Origin of the sequence: Promicromonospora umidemergens, assembly GCF_024171995.1 — a bacterium.
GTDB lineage: Bacteria > Actinomycetota > Actinomycetes > Actinomycetales > Cellulomonadaceae > Promicromonospora > Promicromonospora umidemergens.
Genome location: NZ_JAMTCT010000001.1, coordinates 637551 through 662064 on the forward strand (window position 1 = coordinate 637551; position 24514 = coordinate 662064).

General features: G+C 71.4%; 21 protein-coding genes. 12 read left to right on the forward strand and 9 right to left on the reverse strand.

Annotated elements, in window-relative coordinates; translation table 11 throughout:
- The first annotated feature begins 52 nt into the window (after window positions 1-52).
- From APR04_RS02975 to APR04_RS02985, 3 genes are all read left to right on the forward strand, one after another.
- The gene (locus APR04_RS02975; protein WP_253867779.1) at window positions 53-1603 is read left to right on the forward strand and encodes a sugar ABC transporter ATP-binding protein; all 1551 of its coding nucleotides are present in this window, start codon (window positions 53-55) and stop codon (window positions 1601-1603) included.
- A complete protein-coding gene (locus APR04_RS02980) occupies window positions 1600-2595 on the forward strand; it encodes an ABC transporter permease (RefSeq protein ID WP_253867781.1) in 996 nt (331 codons plus the stop codon). Before APR04_RS02975 ends, APR04_RS02980 begins: the two co-directional genes overlap by 4 nt.
- 61 nt (window positions 2596-2656) lie before the next feature.
- Entirely contained in the window at window positions 2657-3646 is a 990-nt protein-coding gene (locus tag APR04_RS02985; protein WP_253867782.1) for an ABC transporter substrate-binding protein, read from the forward strand.
- A gap of 21 nt (window positions 3647-3667) precedes the next feature.
- Here APR04_RS02985 and APR04_RS02990 read toward each other — a convergent pair whose 3' ends face one another.
- The 4 genes from APR04_RS02990 to APR04_RS03005 form a co-directional block, all read right to left on the reverse strand.
- Entirely contained in the window at window positions 3668-4363 is a 696-nt protein-coding gene (locus APR04_RS02990; protein ID WP_253867784.1) for a FadR/GntR family transcriptional regulator, read from the reverse strand.
- Entirely contained in the window at window positions 4350-5720 is a 1371-nt protein-coding gene (locus APR04_RS02995) for an enolase C-terminal domain-like protein (protein ID WP_253867786.1), read from the reverse strand. Before APR04_RS02995 ends, APR04_RS02990 begins: the two co-directional genes overlap by 14 nt.
- Before the next feature lie 153 nt (window positions 5721-5873).
- Window positions 5874-7160 (reverse strand): amidohydrolase, encoded by a 1287-nt coding sequence (locus APR04_RS03000; RefSeq protein ID WP_253867788.1) that lies wholly within the window; start codon window positions 7158-7160, stop codon window positions 5874-5876.
- Between the two features lie 25 nt (window positions 7161-7185).
- Complete coding sequence (locus APR04_RS03005; RefSeq protein ID WP_253867789.1) at window positions 7186-8397, reverse strand: MFS transporter; 1212 nt, start codon at window positions 8395-8397, stop codon at window positions 7186-7188.
- Window positions 8398-8507: 110 nt separating this feature from the next.
- On the opposite strand from APR04_RS03005, the gene APR04_RS03010 reads away from it, so the two are divergent.
- A complete protein-coding gene (locus APR04_RS03010; RefSeq protein ID WP_253867791.1) occupies window positions 8508-8831 on the forward strand; it encodes a PadR family transcriptional regulator in 324 nt (107 codons plus the stop codon).
- On the forward strand, window positions 8828-9361 hold the full coding sequence (locus APR04_RS03015) for a PspC domain-containing protein (protein ID WP_253867792.1): 534 nt from the start codon (window positions 8828-8830) through the stop codon (window positions 9359-9361). Before APR04_RS03010 ends, APR04_RS03015 begins: the two co-directional genes overlap by 4 nt.
- A gap of 120 nt (window positions 9362-9481) precedes the next feature.
- Here the strand turns inward: APR04_RS03015 and APR04_RS03020 are convergent, their stop codons facing one another.
- A complete protein-coding gene (locus APR04_RS03020) occupies window positions 9482-10900 on the reverse strand; it encodes a sugar porter family MFS transporter (protein WP_301312063.1) in 1419 nt (472 codons plus the stop codon).
- A gap of 29 nt (window positions 10901-10929) precedes the next feature.
- Window positions 10930-12342 carry a glucose-6-phosphate dehydrogenase gene (locus tag APR04_RS03025; RefSeq protein WP_253867795.1) on the reverse strand — a complete coding sequence of 471 codons (1413 nt, stop codon included), beginning with the start codon at window positions 12340-12342 and terminating at the stop codon, window positions 10930-10932.
- A gap of 322 nt (window positions 12343-12664) precedes the next feature.
- Here APR04_RS03025 and APR04_RS03030 point away from each other — a divergent pair, with 322 nt between their 5' ends.
- Window positions 12665-13795: an FUSC family protein gene (locus tag APR04_RS03030; protein ID WP_253867797.1), complete on the forward strand. Its 1131-nt coding sequence runs from the start codon at window positions 12665-12667 to the stop codon at window positions 13793-13795.
- 73 nt (window positions 13796-13868) lie between these two features.
- Window positions 13869-14513: a dihydrofolate reductase family protein gene (locus tag APR04_RS03035; protein ID WP_253867798.1), complete on the forward strand. Its 645-nt coding sequence runs from the start codon at window positions 13869-13871 to the stop codon at window positions 14511-14513.
- On the opposite strand, the gene APR04_RS03040 is transcribed toward APR04_RS03035, so the two are convergent.
- Window positions 14438-15514, reverse strand: coding sequence for a LacI family DNA-binding transcriptional regulator (locus APR04_RS03040; protein ID WP_253867800.1), 1077 nt, complete (start codon window positions 15512-15514; stop codon window positions 14438-14440). The genes APR04_RS03035 and APR04_RS03040 overlap by 76 nt on opposite strands.
- A 137-nt stretch (window positions 15515-15651) precedes the next feature.
- On the opposite strand from APR04_RS03040, the gene APR04_RS03045 reads away from it, so the two are divergent.
- The gene (locus tag APR04_RS03045) at window positions 15652-16818 is read left to right on the forward strand and encodes a Gfo/Idh/MocA family protein (RefSeq protein ID WP_253867802.1); all 1167 of its coding nucleotides are present in this window, start codon (window positions 15652-15654) and stop codon (window positions 16816-16818) included.
- 65 nt (window positions 16819-16883) lie between these two features.
- Complete coding sequence (locus tag APR04_RS03050; protein ID WP_253867803.1) at window positions 16884-17960, forward strand: Gfo/Idh/MocA family protein; 1077 nt, start codon at window positions 16884-16886, stop codon at window positions 17958-17960.
- A gap of 70 nt (window positions 17961-18030) precedes the next feature.
- On the opposite strand, the gene APR04_RS03055 is transcribed toward APR04_RS03050, so the two are convergent.
- A complete protein-coding gene (locus tag APR04_RS03055) occupies window positions 18031-19188 on the reverse strand; it encodes a hypothetical protein (protein ID WP_253867805.1) in 1158 nt (385 codons plus the stop codon).
- Window positions 19189-19324: 136 nt separating this feature from the next.
- Here APR04_RS03055 and APR04_RS03060 point away from each other — a divergent pair, with 136 nt between their 5' ends.
- The 3 genes from APR04_RS03060 to APR04_RS03070 all read left to right on the forward strand — a co-directional run bounded on the left by APR04_RS03060 (window position 19325) and on the right by APR04_RS03070 (window position 23396).
- Window positions 19325-20143: an ABC transporter ATP-binding protein gene (locus APR04_RS03060; RefSeq protein WP_253867807.1), complete on the forward strand. Its 819-nt coding sequence runs from the start codon at window positions 19325-19327 to the stop codon at window positions 20141-20143.
- Window positions 20144-20242: 99 nt separating this feature from the next.
- Entirely contained in the window at window positions 20243-21265 is a 1023-nt protein-coding gene (locus APR04_RS03065) for an ABC transporter substrate-binding protein (protein WP_253867809.1), read from the forward strand.
- Window positions 21266-21269: 4 nt separating this feature from the next.
- Window positions 21270-23396 (forward strand): iron ABC transporter permease, encoded by a 2127-nt coding sequence (locus APR04_RS03070; protein WP_253867811.1) that lies wholly within the window; start codon window positions 21270-21272, stop codon window positions 23394-23396.
- A 25-nt stretch (window positions 23397-23421) separates the two neighbouring features.
- On the opposite strand, the gene APR04_RS03075 is transcribed toward APR04_RS03070, so the two are convergent.
- On the reverse strand, window positions 23422-24477 hold the full coding sequence (locus APR04_RS03075; protein WP_253867812.1) for a hypothetical protein: 1056 nt from the start codon (window positions 24475-24477) through the stop codon (window positions 23422-23424).
- Window positions 24478-24514: the final 37 nt, after the last annotated feature.

Here is a 24514-nt window from a genome sequence, read left to right on the forward strand (position 1 = left end):
CATCCGATGTCTGCGGTATGAATACGACTACACGGAGGCAAAGGAGCATCACGTGTCGGACAGCCCAGCCCTACTGCGCGCCACGGGGGTCAGCAAGTCCTTCCCCGGTGTCCGCGCGCTCGACGACGTCCACCTCGACCTGCGGCACGGCGAGGTGCTGGCGCTCGTCGGCGAGAACGGGGCGGGCAAGTCGACCCTCCTGAAGCTCTTCTCGGGCATCTACCGGCCGGACGAGGGCGCCATGGAGCTCGATGGCGCACCGATGAGCCCCAGCGGCCCCCGGCAGGCGAACGAGCTCGGCATCAGCGTGATCCACCAGGAGTTCCACCTGATGCCCGACCTGACGGTCGCGCAGAACATCTTCATCGGCCGCGAGCCCCGGCGGGCCGGCCTCATCCGGGACGACGAGCTCGTCCGCCGGGCGGGCGTCCTCTTCGAACGCCTCGGGATCCCGCTGGACCCGCGGCAGCCGGTGTCGCACCTGAGCGTGGCCGGCCAGCAGATGGTCGAGATCGCGAAGGCCCTCTCGTTCGACGCCCGCGTGCTGATCATGGACGAGCCGACGGCGGCGCTCACGGAGACCGAGGTCGACACGCTGTTCCGGATCGTGCGGGACTTCGTGTCCCCGCGCACCGGAGTCATCTACGTCTCGCACCGCATGGACGAGATCAAGGAGATCTCCGACCGCATCACCGTCCTGCGGGACGGCCGCTACGTCGACACGCTGCCGACGGCGTCGACGGCCACCCGGGAGGTCATCGCGGCCATGGTGGGCCGGCAGCTGGAGACCGGCGTGCGGCCCGGCGCCGCGTCGTCCGGCAGCGCGCCCGGAGCTGACGGGCGCGAGGTGGTGCTGTCGGTCCGCGGGCTGACCACCCGGAAGCTCCTGCGGGACGTGTCCTTCGAGCTGCACCGCGGCGAGATCCTCGGCTTCGCAGGCCTCATGGGCGCCGGCCGCACGGAGGTCGCCCGGGCCGTCATCGGGGCCGACCGCTCGACCGGTGCCGTCGAGGTGCAGGGCCGGGCGGTCAGGATCCGCAACCCCGCCGACGCCGTGCGCAACGGCATCGGCTACCTCTCGGAGGACCGCAAGCGCTACGGCCTGCTCCTGGACCAGGACGTGGTGCGCAACGTGATGCTGTCCGCGCTGCCCGGGATGACCAGGGCGGGTTTCGTCCGCGACGCCGACGGGCGCCGGGTCGCCGCCGAGATGGTGGACCGGTTGGCGATCCGGACGCCGTCGGTCACCCAGACGGCCAAGAACCTCTCTGGCGGCAACCAGCAGAAGGTGGTCCTCGCCAAGTGGCTCGTGCGCGACTGCGACGTGCTGATCGTCGACGAGCCGACGCGCGGGATCGACGTCGGCGCGAAGGACGAGATCTACGGTCTGCTCACGAGCCTGGCCGCGCAGGGAAAGTCCATCATCGTGATCTCGTCCGAGCTGCCGGAGGTGCTGCGGCTGGCCGACCGGGTCGTGGTCATGTGCGAGGGCCGCGTCACCGGCACCCTCGTGGGCGCTGACGCCACCCAGCACGACATCATGGAGCTCGCGACGCGGTTCGGTACCGACCGCTCGCTCGTCACGACCGGAGACTCAGCATGACGACGCCGTCGACGACGACCGCACGGACCGAGCGAGCCGCCACGCGGTTCGGCAACAGACAACAGCTCCAGCAGATCCTCGCGTTCGCGGGGCTCGTGGTCATCTTCGCCTTCTTCTCGTTCGCCAGCCCGTACTTCCTGGACTGGGCCAACGTGAAGGGCATCCTGCTGGCCACCGCCGTCACCGGGATCATGGCGCTGGGCGCGACGTTCGTCATCGCGACGGGCGGCATCGACCTGTCGGTGGGCACCGGCATGACCCTGTGCTCGGTGATGACCGGTGTGTTCCTGGCGAACCTCGGCCTCCCGCTCGTCGTCGGCGTGCTGGGCGGCCTCGCGATCGGCGCCCTGATCGGCCTGCTGAACGGCCTGAACGTCTCGTACCTGCGGTTGCCGCCGTTCATCGCGACGCTGGCGATGATGATGGTGGCGCAGGGCCTCTCGCTCGTCATCTCCGGGACCAAGCCCATCTACTTCAGCGATGTGGGCGGGTTCGACCAGCTCGCCGCCGGTGAGCTGGTCCCGGGGCTGCCGAACGCCGTGCTGATCTTCTTCGCCGCCGCAGCGATCGCCGGCGTCACGCTGAGCAAGACGCTCACCGGCCGTTACGCGCTCTCCATCGGCTCCAACGAGGAGGCGACGGCGATCTCCGGCGTCGACGTGCGGCGGTGGAAGGTGGTCATCTACACGGTCGCCGGGCTGTTCACTGGCCTGGCCGGCGTCGTCATGGCCTCCCGGCTCAACTCCGCGCAGCCGGGCCTCGGGCTCGGATACGAGCTGGAGGCGATCGCCGCCGTCGTCATCGGCGGCACCTCGCTGCGGGGCGGCAAGGCGACGATCCTCGGCACCGTGATCGGCGCGCTGATCATGGCGACGCTCACCAACGGCCTGCGGATCATGTCGATCCCGCAGGAGTGGCAGAAGGTCGCCGTCGGCATCGTGATCGTCCTGGCCGTCTACGCCGACATCCTGCGCCGGGGCAAGGAGGCCTGACCGCGCTCGACCGCACCGACTCGACCGCACCTGACCCGACCACCGAAGGAGCTGGACCGGTATGAACAGCAACTCCACCACGCGCAGACGGATCACCGCGGTCGCGGCGGCCACCACCTCCGTCGTCGTGGCGCTCGCGCTCGCCGCGTGCGGCTCGGGCGGCGCTGAACCGGGGGCCGGCGACAAGCCCTACGTCGCCCTCGTCTCCAAGGGCTTCCAGCACCAGTTCTGGCAGGCGGTCAAGCAGGGGGCCGACGACGCCGCGGCCGAGCTGGACGTCGAGGTCACGTTCGAGGGCCCCGAGACGGAGACCGAGGTCGAGAAGCAGCTCACCATGCTGCAGACGGCCCTGGACAAGAACCCGGACGCGCTCGGCTACGCCGCCCTCGACTCCGAGGCGTCCATCCCGATGATGACCGACGCCGAGTCGCGCGGGATCCCCGTCATCGCCTTCGACTCCGGCGTGGAGTCGGACGTGCCGGTGACCACCGTGTCGACCGACAACCTCGCGGCGTCGGCCGAGGCCGCCAAGCACATGGCCGAGCTGGTCGGCAGCGGCAAGATCGCGATCGTCGGGCACGACCAGACGTCCCAGACCGGGCAGCAGCGGGTCGAGGGGTTCACCCAGTACATCGAGGAGAACGCGCCTGGGATCGAGATCGTCGACACGCAGTTCGCCGGGGGCGACCACCTCAAGTCCGCCGACGCCGCGAAGGCGATCATGCAGGCCCACCCCGACCTCGAGGGCATCTACGGCACCAACGAGGGCTCCGCCATCGGCGTGGTCAAGGCGGTGCAGGAGTCCGGCAAGGCGGGCGAGCTCACGGTGATCGGCTTCGACTCGGGCAAGGCGCAGACGGACGCGATCCGCGACGGGCTCATGGCCGGGGCGATCACCCAGGACCCGATCAAGATGGGCTACGAGACCGTCAAGGCGGCGGTGGCCGCCATCAACGGCGAGGAGCTGGAGCCGGTCGTCGACTCGGGCTTCTACTGGTACGACGAGACGAACATCGACGACGAGGAGATAGCGGCAGTCCTCTACGAGTGATCCCCACGACCAATGGGGGGATCAGTCCAGGGCGCCTGGGCGGGGGAGGGAGTCCTCCACGCCCAGCAGGTGGCTCGCCATCCGGATCCGCGCCGCCTCGGGGTCGTGTGCGGCGAGCGCGCGCCAGATGGCCTCGTGCTCGTCGTGCGTGCGCTTCTCGATGCCCTCGGTGTGCAGGCCGCGCCACAGCCGCGCCCGGACGGTGCGGCCCGCGAACGACTCGATGAGCGCCTCCAGCACCGGGTTGCCGGTGTGTGCCGCGATGACGCGGTGGAACGCGATGTCGATCTCGATGAACTTGTCGTGGTCCACCGACGTGCCGTGCATGATCTCCGGGACCCGGTCCAGGATCGCGCGCGCCTCGGCCACCGCTGCTTCGGTCATCCGGGTGGCGGCCAGCCCGGCGGCCTCCGTCTCGAGCACGCGGCGCACGCTGTGGAACGCGGGCATGGCGCCGTCGTCCTGCAGGTCGAGGACCAGCGCCATGGGGGAGAGCAGGCGGCCGGGGTCGAGGCTGGTGACGTAGGTGCCGTCGCCCTGGCGGGTATGCAGGACGCCGAGGATCGACAGCGCACGCACTCCCTCCCGCAGCGAGCCGCGGGAGACCTGGAGCGTGTCGGCCAGGTCCTTCTCGACCGGCAGCCGGTCGCCAGGTCGGAGCCGTCCGTCGAGGATCATCCTGCGGATGCCGTCGACGACCTCGTCAGTGCGGGACATGCTCGGAAGTATCGCGCACAGGAGTATCTCGCACCCAGTAGGTCCCGTGCGGGAACCGGAACCGGTCGAGGGACTCCTCGTACATCCGGGTGGAGTAGCCGGGGCGGGACGGCAGCACGTAGGCCGTGCCGGCGCCCCGGTCCGCGACGAGGCACGGGTCCGTGAAGTGCTCGTGCAGGTGGTCCACGTACTCGGTCACGCGGCCGTCGAGGTCGCCGCCGATCGCCACGTAGTCGAGCACGGAGACGTGCTGCACCATCTCGCACAGGCCGACGCCGCCAGCGTGCGGGCACACCGGCACCCCGAACTTCGCCGCGAGCAGCAGCACGGCGACGATCTCGTTGATGCTCGCGAGCCGCCCGGTGTCGAGCTGGCAGTAGTCGATCGCCTCGGCCTGGAACAGCTGCTTGAACATCACGCGGTTGTGGCAGTGCTCGCCCGTGGCCACCCCGATCGGCGCGACGGCGCGGCGGATCGCCGCGTGCCCGATGATGTCGTCGGGCGACGTCGGCTCCTCGATCCACAGCGGGTCGAACCGGGCCAGCTCGCGCATCCACTCGATGGCCTGCGGCACGTCCCAGACCTGGTTGGCGTCGATCATCAGCGCGCGGTCGGGACCCAGCACCTCCCGCGCGATGGTCAGCCGACGCACGTCCTCCTCGAGGCTCGCCCCGACCTTGAGCTTGACGTGGTGGTACCCGGCGTCCACGGCCTCCTGGCACAGCCGCCGGAGCTTGTCGTCGCTGTAGCCGAGCCACCCGGCCGACGTCGTGTACACCGGATAGCCGGTCCGCTCCAGGTGGGCGATCCGCTCCTGCTTCGTGCCCTCGCGCTCCCGGAGGATCGCCAGCGCCTCGTCGCGGGTCAGGGCGTCGGAGAGGTAGCGGAGGTCGGCGACGTCGACCAGCTCCTCCGGCGTCAGGTCGACCAGCACGCGCCACAGCGGCTTGCCCGCGCGGCGCGCGACCAGGTCCCAGGCGGCGTTGAGCACCGCGGCCAGCGACAGGTGCACCACGCCCTTCTCCGGCCCGAGCCAGCGCAGCTGGCTGTCGGACGTCAGGTCCCGGTAGACGGCGCCCATGTCGGCCGCGAGCTCGTCGACGTCCCGGCCGACGAGCGCGGACGCCTGCTGGCGCGCGGCCTCCGCGACGATGTCGTTTCCCCGGCCGATCGTGAACGTCAGGCCGTACCCGCTCAGGCGTGCGCCGCCGGGGTCGTCCGGGTCGGGGGCGTCGGTCTCGAGGACGACGTAGGCCGCCGAGTAGTCGGCGTCCTTGTTCATCGCGTCGGAACCGTCGGCCGTGACCGACGTCGGGAACCGCACGTCCTCGACGCGGACACCTGTGATCGTGGCCATGCCCGCTCCTTCGCAAACATCGGATGAACTGCCAGCAATCTACGGACGAGCGGCGCGATGGTCAAGGCGGCGAGGGGTGTCTCGGGTGATTGGTTTGATCAATACGCGGGGCTCGTCACCGAAGTCACTCACGTCGCGCAGGCGTCCGCCCGCTCAGACCAGGACCTCGCCCTCGCGGGCCACGACCCGTCCGCCGGCGACCACGAGCGCCCGCCGCGGAGCGCGGACCACGGCGTCGGGCACGTTCTCCGCGTCGACGAGCACGACGTCGGCCGGCGCGCCGACCACCAGGTCGTGCACGGCCCGCCCTACGAAGCGCCCGGCGTCCGCCGAGGTGATCCGTGCCGCGGTGACCAGGTCCTCGTCGTACCGGAAGCCGGACAGCCGCGCGAGCTGCGTGGTCAGCGCCAGCAGGTCGCCCGTGCCGTAGGGGGACCACAGGTCGCGGATGCCGTCCGTGCCGAGGCCGACCGCGACCCCTGCGTCGCGCAGCGCGAGCAGCGGCAGGGGAGCGGCGCCGATCGGCGCGACCGTCGTCATCGTGATCCCGGCCTCGCCCATCGCGGCGAGCAGCTCGGCCTGGCGTGCGGCAGCGAGCTGGCCGACGGCGAAGCCGTGCGCCACGTTCACCTTTCCCTGGAGGTCCGCGCGCAAGGTCCTGTCGATGATCAGCTCGATCTGGAAGGCTCCGAGGTCGCCGCCGTCGTGCAGGTGGACGTCGATGCCGACGCCACGCCGCTCCGCGATGGCGAACAGGCCGTCGAGCTGGCCGACCGGATCGCGGTCGATGGTCGCCGGGTCGAGGCCGCCGACGTGCTCGGCCCCCGCGGCGGCAGCGGCGTCGAGCAGGTCCAGGACGCCCGGGCGACGCAGGACGCCGTCCTGTGGGAAGGCCACGATCTCGGCATGCACGGCCCCGCCCAGCGCGGCGACCGCCTCGCGCACCACCTCGATGCCGCGCAGGCCGACACCCAGGTCGACGTCGACGTGCGTGCGGACGGCGGTGGTGCCCGTGCGGACCGACTCGCGCAGCACGGCGAGCGTCACGTCGACGCCGGGGATGCCGAGCTCGGCGCGGTGCGCGCGCTCGTGCGCGATGCGGCCCTGGACGCCACCCCCGCCGCCGTAGCTCACCCACGGCTTGCCCCACCAGGACTTGTCCACGTGGGCGTGCGCGTTGACCAGCCCTGGCAGCGCGAGCAGCCCGCCCCCGTCGACGACGCCGTCGGCCGCGCAGTCGGACGTGCCGCCGGCTGCTGACGCGTTCCTGGCCGCGGGCCCGGTCGCGTTCCCGGCCGCGGGACCGGCCGGGTCGTGCGGGACGATCGCCGTGATCTGGCCGTCCGCGACGTGCAGGTCGCTGCGCTCGCCGCCCCAGGGACGTACGTCGCGCAGGACGGTGACGGTGGACGTGCCGGGGCCGGGGGCGGGGGAGCGCATGCCGAAGATGGTAGGTGGCCTGTCGCTACCCCCGGCGTCTGCGGTCGGCCTTGCCGGTCCAGTGGCCGACCCAGGTCGCGCCGAGCAGCGCAAGCACGCCGAGGAGCACCGGCGCCGCGGCCAGCGGCGCGACGGCGGCCACCGCGGAGACGAGCAGCGGCCCGCCGGTGTTGCCGAGGTCTCCGCACAGCCGCCAGCCACCGAGGAACTGCGCGCGGCCCGCCTGTGGCGCCGCGTCGGCACCGAGGGTCATCACGATTCCCGAGCCGAGCCCGTTGCCGAGCGCGATGACCGCCATCACCAGGCCGACGCCGAGTGCGGAGTCGGTCAGCGGGAGCAACAGGCAGCCGACGCCGACCGCGAGGACCACCGGTACCGCCACGACCTGCCGGCCGCGGGTGTCCAGCAGCCAGCCGCCCGGCAGGGTGAGCGCGATGTCGATGGTCGCGGCGACCGCGAACAGGAGCGAGACCACGGCGGCCGAGATGTGGACGTGATCGGCCCACAACGGCAGCAGGCCGGTGCGCACCGACCGGGAGGCGCCGATGATGATGACGGCCACACCAAGGGTGAGCAGCGTGCGCCGGTGCTCCCACAGGACCGAGTGCACCGGAAGCGGGGTGACGCTGCGCGCCACGCGGCCGAAGTCCGGCATCCGGGTCACGATCAGCGCCGAGGCGAGCGACGCGCACGCCGCGAGCACGAACACGGAGCGGACCCCGAGCAGGTGGATCAGCAGCGCTCCCAGCAGCGGACCGATCAGGACCCCGAGGCGCATCGACCCGCCCAGCAGCGCCATCCCGCGCGCGCGATGGCTGACCGGCACCGCGTCGATCAGGAACCCCTGCCGGGCCAGCAGGAACGCCGTCCAGCTCATCCCGCTGACGAAGACGCACACGCACAGCAGCCAGACCGAGGACACCAGGAAGGCGGCCAGCATCGCCACCGCGTCGACGAGCCCGGCGATCACGAGGGTGCGGCGCTCGCCGAGCCGTGCCACCAGCGCGCCCGACGGGAGGGAGTTCGCGAGCTGCCCGATGCCCAGGAGCGCGACGACGAACGCGGCAAGGGCCGTGCTCGCCCCAAGGTTTGCCGCGTGGATCACCAGGATCGGCAGGACGGCGCCATGGCCGATCGAGCTGACGACGGACGGCAGGTAGGCGACGACGGCGATGTCGCGGAAGCGGAACGCCGGATCGTCAGCTGGATCGTCAGCTGGGTCGCCCGGTCCGGTCACGCCCTCATCCTGCCAGATGGTTAGCCGCGGCAACGACCTTGCCCGGTGGCCGGGCGCTGCGGGCGTCCCGAGCTCCTTGTACAGGTACCTTGTTCTGGTAAGGTACCTGTGTGGAGACAACACAAAAGCTGGCGGCGCTGCGTCGTGGACTGCTCGAGCCCTTGGCGCTCGCTGCGATCGAGCAGAGACAGCTCTATGCGGCGGAGATCGTGACAGCGATGCGCAACGTGGGTTTCCCCGTCCAGGAAGGAACGCTCTACCCGCTCCTGAGCAAGCTCCGGCGCGACGGGCTCCTCGGGCACGAGTGGCGGGAGTCGGCATCGGGCCCGCCGCGCAAGTACTACTCGCTCACAGAGTCGGGCAGTAGCCAGCTCGCCGAGTTCAGAAGCTACTGGAGTGATCTGACCACCATGATCAACACGATTGGGCGATGACGATGGAACAAGCGACGCACATGAGGCTCAGCGGGCACGCGGACCCGTTCCCGCTCGCGCCGGCCGCGCACCAGCAGCTCCTGCGATATCTCGACGGCGCCCGCGGCACCCTCAGCGGCGATCCGGACGGCGACGAGATCCTTCGTGACCTGGAGGCGGCGATCGGCGACGAGCTGGGCAGGCTCGGCACCGTCGCCGATCGTCCGGCCAGTGCCGCGCAGATGGCGGAGGTCCTCGCCGAGGTGGGACCGGTGGCCACCTCCCGCCCCGTGCCGTCGAGCACGACTCCGGCGCGCGGGCGGTTCTGGTGCCGCATCATCGAGGGCAAGTGGTTCGGTGGGATCTGCTTGGGTGTTGCCGCACGGGGCGACTTCCGCGTCGACTGGGTCCGCACGGTGGTTCTGCTGCTCGCGCTGTTCACGGGCGGACTGCTCGGCTTCGTCTATCTGATCCTGCTCCTCGCGCTCCCCTCGGTGCCCACTGTCGAGGAGTACCGGCGACTCCGGGACGCTCCACGGTCGGTCGGCTGATAACGGCGAACCCCGGTGTACGACTCCAGCTTTCCCGACGCCGCAGTCCACCGACCTCCACGATCGTCACGCGCTGGCCGCGGAGGCTGATCTCGAACTGCCGGCCAGAAGGAGCAACGGTCATGCGTCTGGCTTCTTCCCCTGCGCGCGGGCCTGTAGGTCGCTGTCGATCTGATCGAACTCACGGCCTTTGGTCTCGGGCACGCGGCGGTACACGAATGCCAGTGCGAGCGCGCACATGACCGCGAAGACCAAGAACACCGGACCTGTTCCGATCAACCCGGCCAGCGGCAGGAAAGCCGTGGATATGGCGAAGTTCGACAGCCAGCTCACCGCTGAGCCCGCGCCCGCGCCCTCGGCCTGTTCCTGGGAGGCGAAGACCTCCCCGAGGATCACCCAGAGCACCGGGCCCATTCCCACGGCAAAGGACGAGACGAAGACCAGCATGCAGGCGAGCAGGATCACCGAACCGAGGCCGGCGATGAACGCAACTCCCAGCCCGGCCACCGAGAGGCCCATCCCGATCAGCGAGACCAGCAGCAGCGGCCGTCGCCCGATTCGGTCGATCAGGCGGAGCGAGAGGATCGTCATCGCCAGGTTGACGACGCCGATGATGACCGAGTAGATGATCGAGTTCGAGGCGCTCAGTCCCGTCTGCTCCATGATCGTCGGCGCGTAGTAGAGCACCGTGTTGATGCCGATGGCCTGCTGCAGAAAAGCGAGCCCGAGTGCCACGACGAGCGCCGGCCGCACCCGGGGCGCCAGCAGCGCGCGCCAGCCCTTCTTCTGCTCTGGGCGCCCAGCCTGCTCCCGTCGGCGTTCCTCGTCTTCATGGTGGTAGCGCTCGATCACCATGTCGGCACCCTCCGCGCCGGCGACCGAGCTGAGCATCTCCTTCGCCGCGTCGATGCGTCCTTTCCCGATCAGCCACGCAGGCGACTCGGGGAGGCGCACCGCTATCACCGCCAGCAAGGCCGCCGGGACCACGCCCACCCAGAACATCGCTTGCCAGTTGCCGCTGGCGCTGAAGACGAGGTTCACGACGTAGGCGACGAGCATCCCGACTGTCTGCAGCAGCTGGTTGAGCGTGAGCATCCGCCCCCGGATCTTCGCCGGAGAGATCTCGCCCAGGTAGGTAGGTACGAGGGCCGACGCGATGCCGACCCCGAAGCCCATGACCAGGCGACCCAGGATCAGCAGCGCAAAGCCGGTGGCCAGCGCCGAGACCGCGAATCCGACCGCGAACAGCGCCCCCGCGACCCCGAGCACGGCCTTCCGGCCGAAGCGGTCCGCCAGCCTGCCGGTGAGCATCGCCGCAACCATCGCGCCGATCAGCAGGATGCTCGTTGCGAGGCCCTGCTGGGCCTGGTTGAGGTCGAAGTCGCCGCGGATGTAGAGCAGGGCACCGGCGATGATGCCGGTGGCGTAGCCGATGAGGAAGGTGGCGAGGTTGATCCACAACCCCCAGCGTCTGACCTTCTGCAAGCCAGCGTCGGAGATGTTGTCCAACGGACTTGACGCGTCAGACGTGCTCGCCATGGTGTGCCACCCTTCGTCGGCGGGTCGTTCTATGCCGGAAGTCCGGTGTGCGGCCAGCCACCCGGGCCGGTGCCGCCGGCCTCGTACTCCCGCAACGGCACCCGGTTCTCGCGCCAGGCCTTTTGCACGGGTTCGATGATCCGCCAGCACTGCACCGCCATGTCGCCGCGAACCGACAGCGGTGGGTCGCCCTGGAGGACGCCTCTGAGCACTTCGCCATATGGTGGCAGCCTGCCCGCGCCGAAGTCGCCTACGAGGCTTACCGGATCGATGTGGGACGGATCCCCCTTGCCGGTGATATTCAGGTCGAGGCCAAGAAGATTGGTGTCCAGGGCGATGCCGATGTGCAGCCGGTCGGGCTTTCCATAGCCGGTCGACCCGTCGCCGGTCATGCCGGTGGGCACCCTCTGGGGTGGCTTGAACGTGACCGTGACCTCGGTGCGTGGCGAGCCCAGCGCCTTGCCCGATCGCAGGCGAAACGGCACGCCTGCCCAACGCCAGGTGTCGACGGCGAGCACAAGCTCGGCGAAGGTCTCGGTGTCGCGGGAGCCGTCGATCCCCTCCTCGTCCACGTAGGAGGGCACCATGCGTCCGTCGACCTCGCCCGCGGTGTAGCGCGCGCGGCGACTGTAGGTGGCCGGGTCGTCGTGCCAGATCCGGGTGGCCCGTAGGATCTGCGCCTTGGCGTCGCGCACGTCCTCCGCGGCCAGGGTCGGCACCGGCTCCATGGCGAACAGCGACATCACCTCGAGCAGGTGGCTCTGGATCATATCGACCATCGCGCCGGCGCCGTCGTAGTAGCCGGCCCTTCCCTCAAGGGCGAGGCTCTCGTCAAAGATGACATCCACGCTCTCGACATGCTGGCTGTTCAGCAAGGGCTCGACCATACGGTTGGCAAACCGCACCCCCAGGATGCTGAGCACTGAAGGCATGGCGACGAAATGATCGATGCGGTGCACATGATCTTCTGGCACCAGCTGGGTCAGCAGGTCATTCAGAGCGGCCGCGCTGGCGGCATCGCTGCCAAACGGCTTCTCCGTCACCAGCCGTGTGCCTGCGGGCACGCCGATGTCCGTCAGTACGTGGATCACCTTCTCGGTGACGGTGGGAGGCAGAGCGAAGTAGAGGATCACCTGTCCGCGGCATGCGTCCAGCAGAGCGCGCAGATCGTCCTGGTCGGTCACGTCGCTCCTTAGATAGCGCGCGCCCTTGATGGCCGCGTCAGTCTCCTGTCCGCTTGCGTCTGCCTGCGCAAACGACTCGGCGATCCGGGCGCGCCAGCGATCGTCGTCCCAATCGTCCACCGCGCTGCCGATGAGGTGGAGGCGCTGCACGCTGCCGGTGGCCAGAAGCGCTCCTAGACCGGGGAGCAGCAGCCGTGCGGTCAGGTCGCCGCTCGCGCCCATGATCAGTAGGGTCTGATCATTGGAACTGTCGGCCATTGCTTGCGCATTGTGGGATTCTTGCGCATTTAGGGATTCTTGCGCGTTGTGGGATGACTGCGCATTGTGAGATGCCTGCGGGACGCTGGCCTGGTCGGGTGTCATTAGGACTCCTCATGCCATTCGAAACGCTACTCCCCGTCTGGGAACACGGCACCCGCACCTTCAGAACCGTGCCCGGCGAAAGCACCATCTACGTGGGCATCTCAGTCGATGACGGTGTTTACCCGTGAGCCCCGACGTCGCCGAGACGAGAGGCAACGGTAGAACGACTCGGTGGCGGGATCGGGTGGCCGCTGTCGGCCGTCGCGCAGGGCAACGGGTGCGGAGCGACGCTTGGCCGCTGGTGCAGCGGACGGCGGCCGCGACCATCGCCTGGCTGCTTGCGCTGCTGATCGGCGATCATCCGGACCCCTTTTTCGCGCCGATCGCCGCGGTTGTCGCCCTCAACGCAAACTTCGGCGAGCGAGGGCTGAACGCGCTTCGGCTCTTGTCCGGTGTGATCGTCGGGATCCTGGCCGGCGAGATCGCGCTCCTCCTCATGGGCGGAGGCTCCGGCAGCCTTGCAGTGGCCACCTTCGCAGCGATGACCGTCGCGCGAGGGCTGGGCGGTGCGCCGCTCGTGGTGGCGCAGGCGGCGTCGGCGGCCATCCTGACCATCGTCGCCGCGGACGGCCAGGTCGGGCCGGACCGGATGGTCGACGCGGTCATCGGTGCGGGGGTCGCGCTGGTGTTCAGTCAGCTCCTCTTCACCCCCGAGCCGGTCCGGCTGCTGCGCCGGGCCGAGTCGGCCGCGCTGAGCGGCATGGCGGAAGGACTCCGCCTGACCGCTCGCGCTCTGGACGACCCTGATGACCGGGCTGGCGAGCAGGCCATGCGCCGATTGCGTGACCTGCCGGAGCAGCTGCTCGTGCTGAACACGGCCCGCGGGGTCAGCGGGCGGATCGCCAGGCATTCCCTGGTGGGACGCGCGCGAATCGCACCGGTCGTGCATGAACAGGAGAGCGCCGATCACCTCGGCCTGCTGGGTGTCAGCTGCCTCATGCTCGCCAGGACCGCACTGGCGACCGGACAGGGGGACAGCGGGACCCTCAGCAGCGCGGTGAACCAGGTCGCCGAGCTACTGACCGAGCTGGCGAGCTCCCCCGGCGAGGCCACGGCACGCCAGGCTGTCGTCGACCGTGTCCCAGCCCTGCTTCAGGACTTCAGCACCTCGGAGGATGTCCCCGACTCGTCCCCGGTCGCTCTGGAGGTCGCATTCCGAGTGGTCGTGGCCGACCTGATGGTATTCGCCGGTGTGGACGCCGAGGAGTCGATCAGAACCGTCAGTGAGGGGGCCACACGGCTCCGGATGCCCCCGCCTGCCCCTACCGCAAAGCTCCCTTGGTTGTCCAAGGTCCTGGCCGGTCTTCTGCCGTGGAACTGGCGGGTGAAGCGCAAACGCCGAACCTGATCGTGGCGCCGATGAGTTCGCCGGCGCTCGCGGGTCAACCCCCTGACCGAGAAGACGAGCAACGGAGCACATCATGGGCCTCATCGAGATCGAGCTGTTCGCCACCCTCGACCTGGTCGCGCAGGCGCCCGGCGGCCCGGACGAGGATCCCGCGGCGTTCCGGTTCGGCGGCTGGCAGGCGCCCCTGCTGGACGACGTCGCCGGGGCGCAGATCGACGCCGCGTACGAGGGCACCGACGCCCTCCTGCTCGGCCGGCGGACGTACGACATATTCGCCGCCTACTGGCCGCACCAGGATGGTGGCCAGGACAACCAGATCGCCACGCTCTTCAACCGCGTGCCGAAGTACGTCGCCTCCCGCGGCACGCCCGACCTCCCGTGGGCCGGGTCCACGCAGCTCGGGCCGGACCTGCCGGCCGCGGTGCGCGAGGTCCGGGACCGGCACGAGCACATCAAGGTCGTCGGGAGCCTGGACCTGGTCCAGACGCTCCTGCGCGAGCAGCTCTTCGACCGGCTCGACCTCTGGCTGTACCCGATCGTGCTCGGCGAGGGCAAGAAGGTGTTCGACGGCGGTGAGGTGCCCACGAGCCTGACGCTCCTCGAACCGCCGGAGGCGGGCCCCAAGGGCGCCGTGCACCTGCGCTACGGGCTGGCCGACGGCTCACCGGGGACCGGGGACATGGCCGCACCCGACCGCGGTGCTGGACGCGGCGCCTGAGGCGGCGGCCCGGCCCGGCCGGTCGACTCCCGCCAGACGATGTGCTGGAGGGTGGCCCCCCGCGGCGGCGGCTCCTCACCGCGCAGCGCCGCGACGAGGAGCTGCATGGCGTGGCTCCCGGCCGCCCGGAAGTCGACGTCGACGGTGGTGAGCGACGGCATCGTGTAGGCGCCGAACCGGGCGTTGTCCCAGCCGGTCACGACCACGTCCTCCGGTACGGACCACCCGCGCTCGGCGGCCCCGCGCAGGACGCCTATCGCCAGGTCGTCGTTGGCGGCGATCACCGCGACCGGCGGCGCGTCGTCGGCCAGTGCGAGGACGGCCTGCCTGCCGGTCTCCGCGGACCACTCCCCGCCGAGCACGCCGAGCGACTCGACGCCGAGGCGCTCGATACAGGCGAGGTAGGTGTCGCGCCGCGCGCGAGCCGACGAGAACCCCTGCGGCCCCGCGACGTGCACGAACCGGCGGTGGCCGGCCGCGACGAGCGCGCGGACGAACACGTCGACCAGGCCGGCGTCGGCGAGCTCGCCCACGCTCCGCATCTGCTCGTCGAACGCCGTCGCGGCCAGGACCGGCGGCGTGTCCCGACCGTCCGACAGCGCCGAGCCGAGCACCGGGACGAAGGTCAGGATGCCCTCGTACTGCCCGCCCGCAGCCAGCTCGAGCACCCGCTCGGTCCGGGCCTCCACGGAACCGTCGACGCTGTGGGTCTCCATGACGTAGCCGGCCTCGTTCGCGACGTGGCTCGCGCCGGTGAGCATACGAACCTGGTTGCCGAAGCCGACTCCCATGATCACCGCGAGGCGTCCGGAGCGGCGCGTACGCATCGACCGCGCGGCGAGGTTCGGGCGGTAGCCGATCGAGTCGGCGACCTTCAGCACGTGCTCGCGGGTCGCTGGGGAGATCGCGCCCTTCCCCGTGAGGACGTAGGACACCGTCGTCTGTGAGACGCCGGCGATGCGCGCGACGTCGCGACTGGTCGGCGGAAGTGCAGCGCTCACGACTCTCCGTTCTCCTGAGTTCTCTTGAGTTCTCTTGAGTTCTCTTGACAGGGGTCCATCTGACCACAACCCTGGTGACTCGTATCACTAGTGAGACGTATAACCTGCGCCAGCTGGCGGATCCGACCGGAGGAAGAGTGCTCAAGATCGGCATCATCGGGACCGGCGGGATCGCCCGCACCCACATCGACGGCTACCGACGGTTTCCGGCCGAGTGCGAGGTGGTCGCCCTGTGCGACATCGCGCCCGGCAGGGCCGACGCCGTGCGCGCGGAGCTCGGCCTCCCCGCGGCGCGGACGTACGAGCGGGCCGAGGACCTGCTCGCGGCCGAGGACCTGGACCTCGTCAGCATCGCGACGCCGCCGTCCACCCACGCCGAGCTGACGATCACCGCCCTGCGGGCCGGCGTCGACGTGCTCGTCGAGAAGCCGATGGCGCCGTCGCTCGAGGAGTGCGACGCGATGCTTGCGGCCGCCGCCGAGAACGACCGGATCCTGTCCGTCGTCGCGCAGAACCGCTTCCGCGACGACCTGGCCACCCTGAAGGAGGTGCTCGACTCGGGACTGATCGGTCCCGTCTCCCACGCGCAGGTCTCCTCGGCCTGGTGGCGCGGCACCGCCTACTACGACCTGTGGTGGCGCGGCACGTGGGAGTCCGAGGGCGGTGGGTGCACGCTCAACCACGCCATCCACCATCTGGACCTCACCTCGTGGATGCTCGGTGCGCCCAGCGCCGTCACCGCTGTGCTGACCAACGCCGCCCACGAGAACTCCGAGGTCGAGGACCTCTCGGTGGCCGTCCTGCAGTACGACCGGGCGCTCGCCGAGGTGACGAGCTCGGTGGTGCACCACGGTGAGGAGCAGGCGATCGTCGTCCAGGGCCGGCACGCGCGAGTGTCCCAGCCGTGGCAGGTCGTCGCCGACGTCGCCGAGCCCAACGGCTTCCCCGCCCCTGGCGGTGACCCGGGGCGCGTCGCCGCGATCGAGGCGCTCGCCGCTGCGCACACCCCCCTGGCGCACGAGGGGCACGCGGGGCAGATCGGCGACGTGCTCGGGGCGGTGCGCGAACGTCGTCGTCCCGCGGTCGACGGCACGGCGGGCCGCCGCGCCATCGAGCTCGTGACCGCGGTCTACGTGGCGGGCATCGAGCGGCGCACCGTCGACCTGCCGCTGTCGGCGGACGACCCGTACTACCGCGCGGGAACGCTCGTCCAGCGCGCCCCGCGCTTCTTCGAGAAGACGACGGCGGTGGCCGACCTGCCCGGCGAGATCACCGTCGGCGCCAGCTCGGCCGGCGACGACTGACCCCTTCCGAGAAGTTTCGAGAAGTCCCGAGAAGTCCCAGTGAAGTCCCGAGAGAAAGAGACGTCATGACGACGACGACCAGCGGCGCCGCCTACGCGCCCGAACCCATCCCCGCACCCGTCGTGCGGCCCGGAGACTTCCCCTTCGCCGCCGTGCGCCTCGACCACGGGCACATCTACGGGATGTGCGAGGGGCTGGCCAGCGCGGGTGCGACGCTCAAGTGGGTCTACGACCCGGACCCCGCGCGGGTCGAGGCGTTCCGCGAGCGGTTCCCCGACGTGCGGGTGGCGCGGAGCGAGGACGAGGTCCTCGACGACGACGAGGTGCGCCTGGTCGCAGGCGCCGCGGTCACGTCGGAACGCTGCGCGCTCGGCCTGCGCGCCATCGAGGCCGGCAAGGACTACTTCACCGACAAGGCACCGCTGACGACGCTCGGACAGCTCGAGGCGGCCCGGGAGGCGACCGCGAGGACCGGGCGCAAGTACGCCGTCTACTACTCCGAGCGGATCCACGTCGAGGCGGCGGTGCTGGCCGGCCAGCTCATCGACCAGGGCGCGATCGGCCGGGTGCTGCAGGTCATGGGCCTCGGCCCGCACCGCCTGGGCACCGGCCGTCCCGACTGGTTCTTCGAGAAGGAGAAGTACGGCGGGATCCTGTGCGACATCGGCAGCCACAACTTCGAGCAGATGCTGCACTTCGCCGGCGCCAAGGACGCCGAGGTGGGGTACTCGGCGATCGCGAACTACCACCACCCCGAGCACCCGGAGCTCGACGACTTCGGCGAGGCGACGATCGCCATGGACAACGGTGCCAGCGGCTACTGCCGGGTGGACTGGTTCACCCCGGACGGTCTGAGCACCTGGGGCGACGGACGTACCTTCGTGCTGGGTACCGACGGCTACATCGAGCTGCGCAAGTACGCCAACATCGGCACCGACGAGGGCCCTGGCCACGTGTTCCTCGTCGACGGCAAGGGCGAGCACCACCTCGTGGCGGACGGGAACGTGGGCTACCCGTTCTTCGGTCAGCTCGTCCTCGACTGCTTGGAGCGCACGGAGACCGCGATGACGCAGGAGCACGCGTTCAAGGCCGCCGAGCTCAGCGTGCTGGCGCAGCAGGGCGCGCGGCTCCTCACGCCGTGACCTTCCACCGGCCTGCCCGCCCGGTTCGCTGGGTGGGCCGGCAGGCCGGGGAGCCGGCCGGTCGTACGGGCTACCAGTCGCGGGTCGCGTCGACGCCGTCGAGCAGCGCCTGCTGCTCGGCGGTGAGGTCGATGCCGCTCTCGGTGGCCGCGGCGTCGAGCACGCCGACGACCGCCGCGTACAGCTCCTCGCGCTCCTCGGTCATGATGAGGTCGTTGGAGGCGGCGTCGTCGATGGCGTTGAAGGCTTCGCCGTACTCGGAGCCGATGCGCTCCAGGACCGCCGGACGGTCGCCGGGGGCACCGTCGAGCGCGGCGAGGATCTGACGACGGGTCTTGCGGAACTGCGCTACCGACTTCTGGTAGGTGCGCTCGCCGACACCCTCGCGCGCATCCCAGGCCCGCAGCGGGTTGTCCCTGTTCTCGGCGACCCAGCCGGGCTTCCGCGCCCCCGTCACGCTCAGGTACGTGCCGTTGGCGGCCTCGGGCCGCCAGACGCGGTGCATCGCCGTGGCGTACTCGTGCAGGTCGACGTGCTCCAGCTCGGGTGTGCTCGCCAGGGTGACGTGGTCGGCGGCCGTCATCCCGAAGTACCCGGTGACCGAGAGGTCCCGGAGTCTCGTGAGCTGGTTGAGCGCTACGGCGTTCGCGAGCTCGCCGAGCTCGCCGTGGAGGCGGAGCTCCGTCAGGTTCGGGAAGGCCGCGGCCAGGACCGCGGCGTCGAGGCGTGCGACGCCGTTCACGTACAGGCGCCGGATGGTCAGGGCGTCGACGCCGTCGGGGATCTTGAGCTCGGGCCCTTCGATCGATGCCTGCGCGGGATCGTCGTTCCAGTCGGTCCGGCCGCTCGCGGCGAGCCGCTCCCGGTGCAGCGCATCGCCGATGCCCCACCCCAGACCGTAGCTCTGGGAGGACTCTGCGCTCAGCGGGGTAGCAGTGCCGATCACGGTGCAGCTCCGCGGCAGCACCCACGGGTAGTGGCAGTGGCTGCGCTGGCCGCCCCAGCTGCCGGCCTGCCGGAACAAGGGCCGGAGAGCGCCGAGGTCCGCGAGCGACTCCGGCCGAGTGGGGCTGGACCAGTCGAGGTCCAGCACGTCTGCCAGCGCCTCGGCCGCGTCCAGGCCCGTGACCTGCGCAGCGGCCCACCCGCCGAGGTCGACGTGCAACGTCACGACGACGTCGCCAGGCGTGAGTGGGCGGGGCGGAGTCTTGGAGCGCGGGGGAGCCATGGCCGCAAACGTAGCCGTGGTCACTGACGGTGGTTCCCGCGGCCGCGTGCCGTTCGGCAGTGGTGGCCCTGGCGCGACCGAGGGCTCTGGTGGACGCTTGTCCGGGTCGAGTGCCGATAAGGTTAGGCTTACCTGCGTGACTCCTACCGCTCTCCGTGGTGACGACCTCGTGCTGGGCTATCAGCGCACCACCGTCGTGCACGGCGTCGTCGTGCACCTGACGCCGGGTGTCGTGACCGCCCTCGTCGGCCCGAACGGGTCCGGCAAGTCGACAGTGCTCCGCTCGCTGGCTCGCCTGCACCCGGTGCGGCAGGGAACCGTCAACCTCGGGCCGACGCCCGACGACGCCGTCGACGCCGCGCCGCTGTCGGCGCGCGAGTTCGCCCGCCGCGTCACGCTGCTCGCCCAGTCCCGCCCGCACCCGGCCGGGCTCGCGGTGCGCGACGTCGTGGCGTTCGGCCGGCACCCGCACCGCCGCAGGTTCGCGCCGCTCGCCGACGCCGACCACGCCGCGATCGACCGGGCGATGGAGATCACCGGCGTCGCCGCCATGGCCCGCCGGGGCGTCGACCAGCTCTCCGGCGGTGAGGTGCAGCGAGTCTGGCTGGCCACCTGCCTGGCGCAGGAGACCGGCGTCGTCCTGCTGGACGAGCCGACCAACCACCTCGACCTGCGCTATCAGGTGGAGACGCTCGACCTCGTGCGCGACCTCGCCGAGGAGCACGGCACCGCCGTCGGCATCGTGCTGCACGACCTGGACCACGCCGCCTCCGTCGCCGACGCCGTCGTCCTGCTGCACCAGGGGCGCGTGCTCGCCGCCGGCCCGCCCGCGCAGGTGCTCACGGCCGAGCACCTGTCGCTCGCCTACGGCCTGCCGATCGATGTCACCACAGACCCCGGTACGGGGCGGGTCCGCGTGCACCCGCGCGGCCGCCACCACGGCTGGACACGCTGAACCACACCCATCCGTCGGACGCCCCTCGGCGCCCCGCACCAGCCGCCGCGTGCGGCGAGAACTGACCGACACGACGTGTCACGAACCCTGAGGAGACCCATGTCCCTGCGCTCAACCGCCTCCCTTGCGGGCGCCGCCCTGATCCTGCCGCTCGTGCTGGCGGGCTGTGGCACCACCGACCCCGGCGCGGCCGCACCCGCACCGACCGAGGCAGCCTCGGGCGACTGCGCCGACGTCGCGACGGAGACCGGGGCGGTCTCGCTGACCGACTCGTTCGGCCGCACCGTCGAGCTCGACAAGCCGGCCGAGCGCGTCGCGGTGCTCGAGTGGCAGCAGGTCGAGGACGCGCTCACCCTCTGCGTGAACCCCGTGGCCGTCGCTGACGTCAAGGGCTACACCACCTGGAACAGCGCCGAGGAGCTGCCGGAGGGCGTGACCGACGTCGGTACGCGCGGGGAGCCCAACCTCGACGCTCTCTACGCCACGGACCCGGACCTGGTCATCATCGAGGCCTACACGCCCGACGACGAGATCATCGCCCAGCTCGAGGCCTACGACGTGCCGGTGCTGGCCACCAAGGGCGCCGACGCCGCCGACCCGGTCGCGAACATGTTCGCCACCTTCGACCTCATCGCGCAGGCCACCGGCCGTACCGAGCGTGCGGCCGCCGTCACCGAGGAGTTCGAGCAGCACGTCGCCGACGCGAAGACCACGATCGCGGAGGCGGAGCCCGAGCACACCGACTTCGTGTTCTTCGACGGCTGGGTCGACGGCGGCAACGTCACCCTGCGCCCGTTCGGCCAGGGCTCGCTGATCGGCGAGCTGGGCGAGGAGCTCGGCCTGACCAACGCCTGGACGGGCGAGGTCGACCCCGCCTACGGCCTTGGCCAGTCCGACATCGAGGGAATGACCGAGGTCGGCGACGCGACGTTCCTGCGCAGCGGGACCAAGGACCCCGACGGTGACTGGACCGCCGAGCTGGCCAGGAACGACGTCTGGGCGAACCTTCCGGCTGTCGCGGAGGACCGTTCGCACGCGTTCCCCGAGCGCATCTGGATGTTCGGCGGACCGCGCTCCGCCGAGAAGGTCGTCGACGCCTACGTCGACATCTTCGCGAAGTGACGCGATGACCGTCACCCGGTCGCCGTCGCCGACGGACACCCTGCCCCATGCACCCGCCTCCAGGCCCGCTGCCTGGGCGACCGGCGCCGCCACCCTGACGGTGCTCGCGCTGGCCGTGCTCGTCGTCGGTGCCTGGCACCTGACGCAGGGCACGTCCGGCGTCGGCGCCGGGGACCTGCTCCGCCTGATCACGGGGCAGGCCCCGAGCGACTCCGGTGCGGTCCGCGACATCCTCGTCGGCTCACGTCTGCCGCGCCTCGCGGCAGGCGTGGCCGTCGGGTTCGCCCTCGGCGTCGCGGGTGCGCTCTTCCAGTCGATCGCCCGCAACGCGCTGGCCTCGCCGGACACGCTCGCGGTGACCGCAGGCTCCTACCTGGCGGTCGTGGTCGTGGCCGCCTTCGGGCTGGCCGTCCCGCTGTGGGCATCGGGCGCCATCGCCTTCGCCGGCGGTATCGCCGCCGCCGCGCTCGTGCTCGGGCTGGCCGGCGGCGGCGGCTCGTCCACCACGCGCCTGGTGCTCGCCGGCTCCGCCGTCGCGCTGGCGCTCCAGGCCGCGACCTCCGCGCTGCTCATCCTGTTCGAGGCCGAGACCACCGGGCTGTTCGCCTGGGGCAGCGGCTCACTGAGCCAGCTCGACCTCACCGCGTTCTGGCGGGTGCTCCCCGTCGTCGTGCTCGCCACCACGGGCGGGCTGGTGCTGTCCCGGCGCCTGGACGTGCTCGGCCTCGGCGACGACACCGCCGGCGCCCTCGGCGTGCCGGTCCGCTCGACCCGCGTGCTCGGTGTGCTGCTGGCCGTGCTGCTCACGGCCGCCGCGGTCACTCTCGCTGGTCCGATCGGGTTCGTCGGCCTCGCCGCGCCCGTGGTCGCCCGGCTGCTCGCGCGGGTGGTCCCCGCGCTGCACCGGCACGCGATCCTGCTGCCCGCCGCCGGGCTGCTCGGAGCCTTCGTCGTGCTGCTCGCCGACGTCGTCGTCCGTGCTCTGCTGGGTGCCGAGGACGCGCTGTCGGTACCGACGGGCGTCGCGACGACCCTGCTCGGCGCGCTCGTGATGGTCGTGCTCGCACGGCGGTTGCGCGACGCAGGGCCGTCCCGCACACCGCCGGCCGCGACGACCGGGCCACGCAGCGGGCGGCGCTTCGTCATCGTGCTGAGCGTGTGCGCGGCCCTCGCCGTCGGCGTGCTGCTGCTCGGCATGCTCGCCGGGTCCACCTGGCTCCGCACCGGCGACATCTCACTGTGGCTGCAGGGCCAGGGTCCCGCCGTGGTCCAGTTCGCGCTCGACGAGCGCGCGCCACGCGTGCTCGCCTCCGTCGTCGCGGGGGCCGCTCTCGCCCTCGCCGGAACGATGGTCCAGGCGACCGCCCGCAACCCGCTCGCCGAACCCGCCATCCTCGGGATCACCGGGGGAGCCGGCCTCGGCGCGGTGATCGTGGTGACCGCCGTTGCCGGCACCGCCTGGGGCAACGGGATCGCGGCGAGCGACGGCGCGATGCTCGTGGCCGCCGTCTGCGGTGGCCTGCTGGCCTTCGCGATCGTCTACCTGCTGGCCTGGCGCGGAGGGCTCCACGCCGACCGGCTCGTGCTCGTCGGCATCGGCCTCGGCTACCTGACCACCGCCCTGACGACCTTCCTGCTGCTGAACTCCGACCCGTGGAACACCCCGCGGATCTACACCTGGCTGTCGGGCACCACGTACGGGCGCAGCTTCTCCCAGATCCTGCCCGTCGTCGTGGTGCTGGCGCTCGCCGTGCCGCTCGCGGTGCTGGTGCGGCGTGAGCTGGACCTGCTCGCGGTCGACGACGACACGCCCCGCCTGGTGGGTGTCCGGCTGGAGCACAGCCGGCTGCTGGTGCTCGCCGTGGCGGCGGTGCTGGCGGCGACGAGCGTGACGGCCGTCGGCGTCGTGGGGTTCGTCGGCCTCGTGGCCCCGCACGCCGCGCGTGCCCTGGTGGGCGGCAGGCATGCGCGGGTGCTGCCGGTGGCGATGCTTCTCGGTGCGGTGCTGCTCGGACTGGCCGACGTCCTCGGCCGGACCGTCATCGCACCGGCCCAGCTGCCCGCCGGGCTGGCGGTCGCACTGCTCGGCGCGCCCTACTTCGTCTGGCTGCTCGGGCGCTCGCGGGCGTGAAGCCGGGCCGCGGCGCGCGGGGTCGTCAACCGTCGCCGCGTGCCCGCACCATCCGCTCCTCGCGGAGCGCCACCTCCAGCGCCATGTAGGCCAGCACGTCCAGGAGCAGCCCGAACGCCGCCGTCCACTGCACCGCGCGGAACACCAGGAGCTGGGTGAACAGCAAGCTGATCAGCACCGCGCGGCGCACCCAGACGGCGCCGCGCAGGTGGTCCCGCCGCCAGACGGCGACGCCGACCGCCAGCAGCGTGACGGACGCCCCGACGGCCACGAGGATCGCGACCCCGGTCCATCCCGGCAGCCCGGGTACCAGACCGCGCGCGACCCGGACGCCCACGAGCGCCTGTGCCGCACCGACGAGCAGGAGCGCGCCGACCACCAGCCACGCCGCCCACGCCCGGTCCACGAGTGCGTCGAGCCACCGGACCACGCGGTGGACGCCGCCGCGCACCGGGTCCGGCACGTCCGTGTCGTCGTCGGGCACGGCGTCGATCAGCTCGGCGACCAGGTCCGCGCCGGGCTCGCCGGCGCCCCTGGCGGCGAGCGTCCGCGCCTCCTGCCGGGCCGCCGGGGTGAGACCGCCGGCCAGGCCGGCCGTGAGCCGGTCGACGGCCACGGCAAGATACTCGGCCGGGTGGTGCGCCCTGCGCCCGTGCAGCCCCTCGATGACCAGGACGAGCAGCACCGTTACCAAGTAGATGATCGCGGCGGTGGGCGCATAGAAGTAGTCGTTGTCGGACGTGACGAACTTGCCGACCTCGTCGATGAACAACCCGAAGCCGACGCCGCCGAGCACCGCGCCGAGCGACCGCGGCGCCGGGCCCACGTACGACAGCAGCAGCATGATCGCCAGCGCCATGAGGAGGCCGCCCCACAGGACGTGGGCGACATGCAGCCCGCCTCCGCCGAGCTGCGGATACCCCGTCGCGGCCAGGGCGGCCCGCGTGGTGAGCACCGTCACGACGCTCGCCACGAGGAAGGTCACCAGGTGCCGCACCGCCGCCGTGTCGCGCGGCGCCCCGAGCCGCAGGAGATGGCCTCGGCCGGCGAGGCCGCCTGGTCCGGTCGTCCGTTCGTTCATCACGCCGTCTCCCTTCGTACCGCCCCACGCCGCCGCT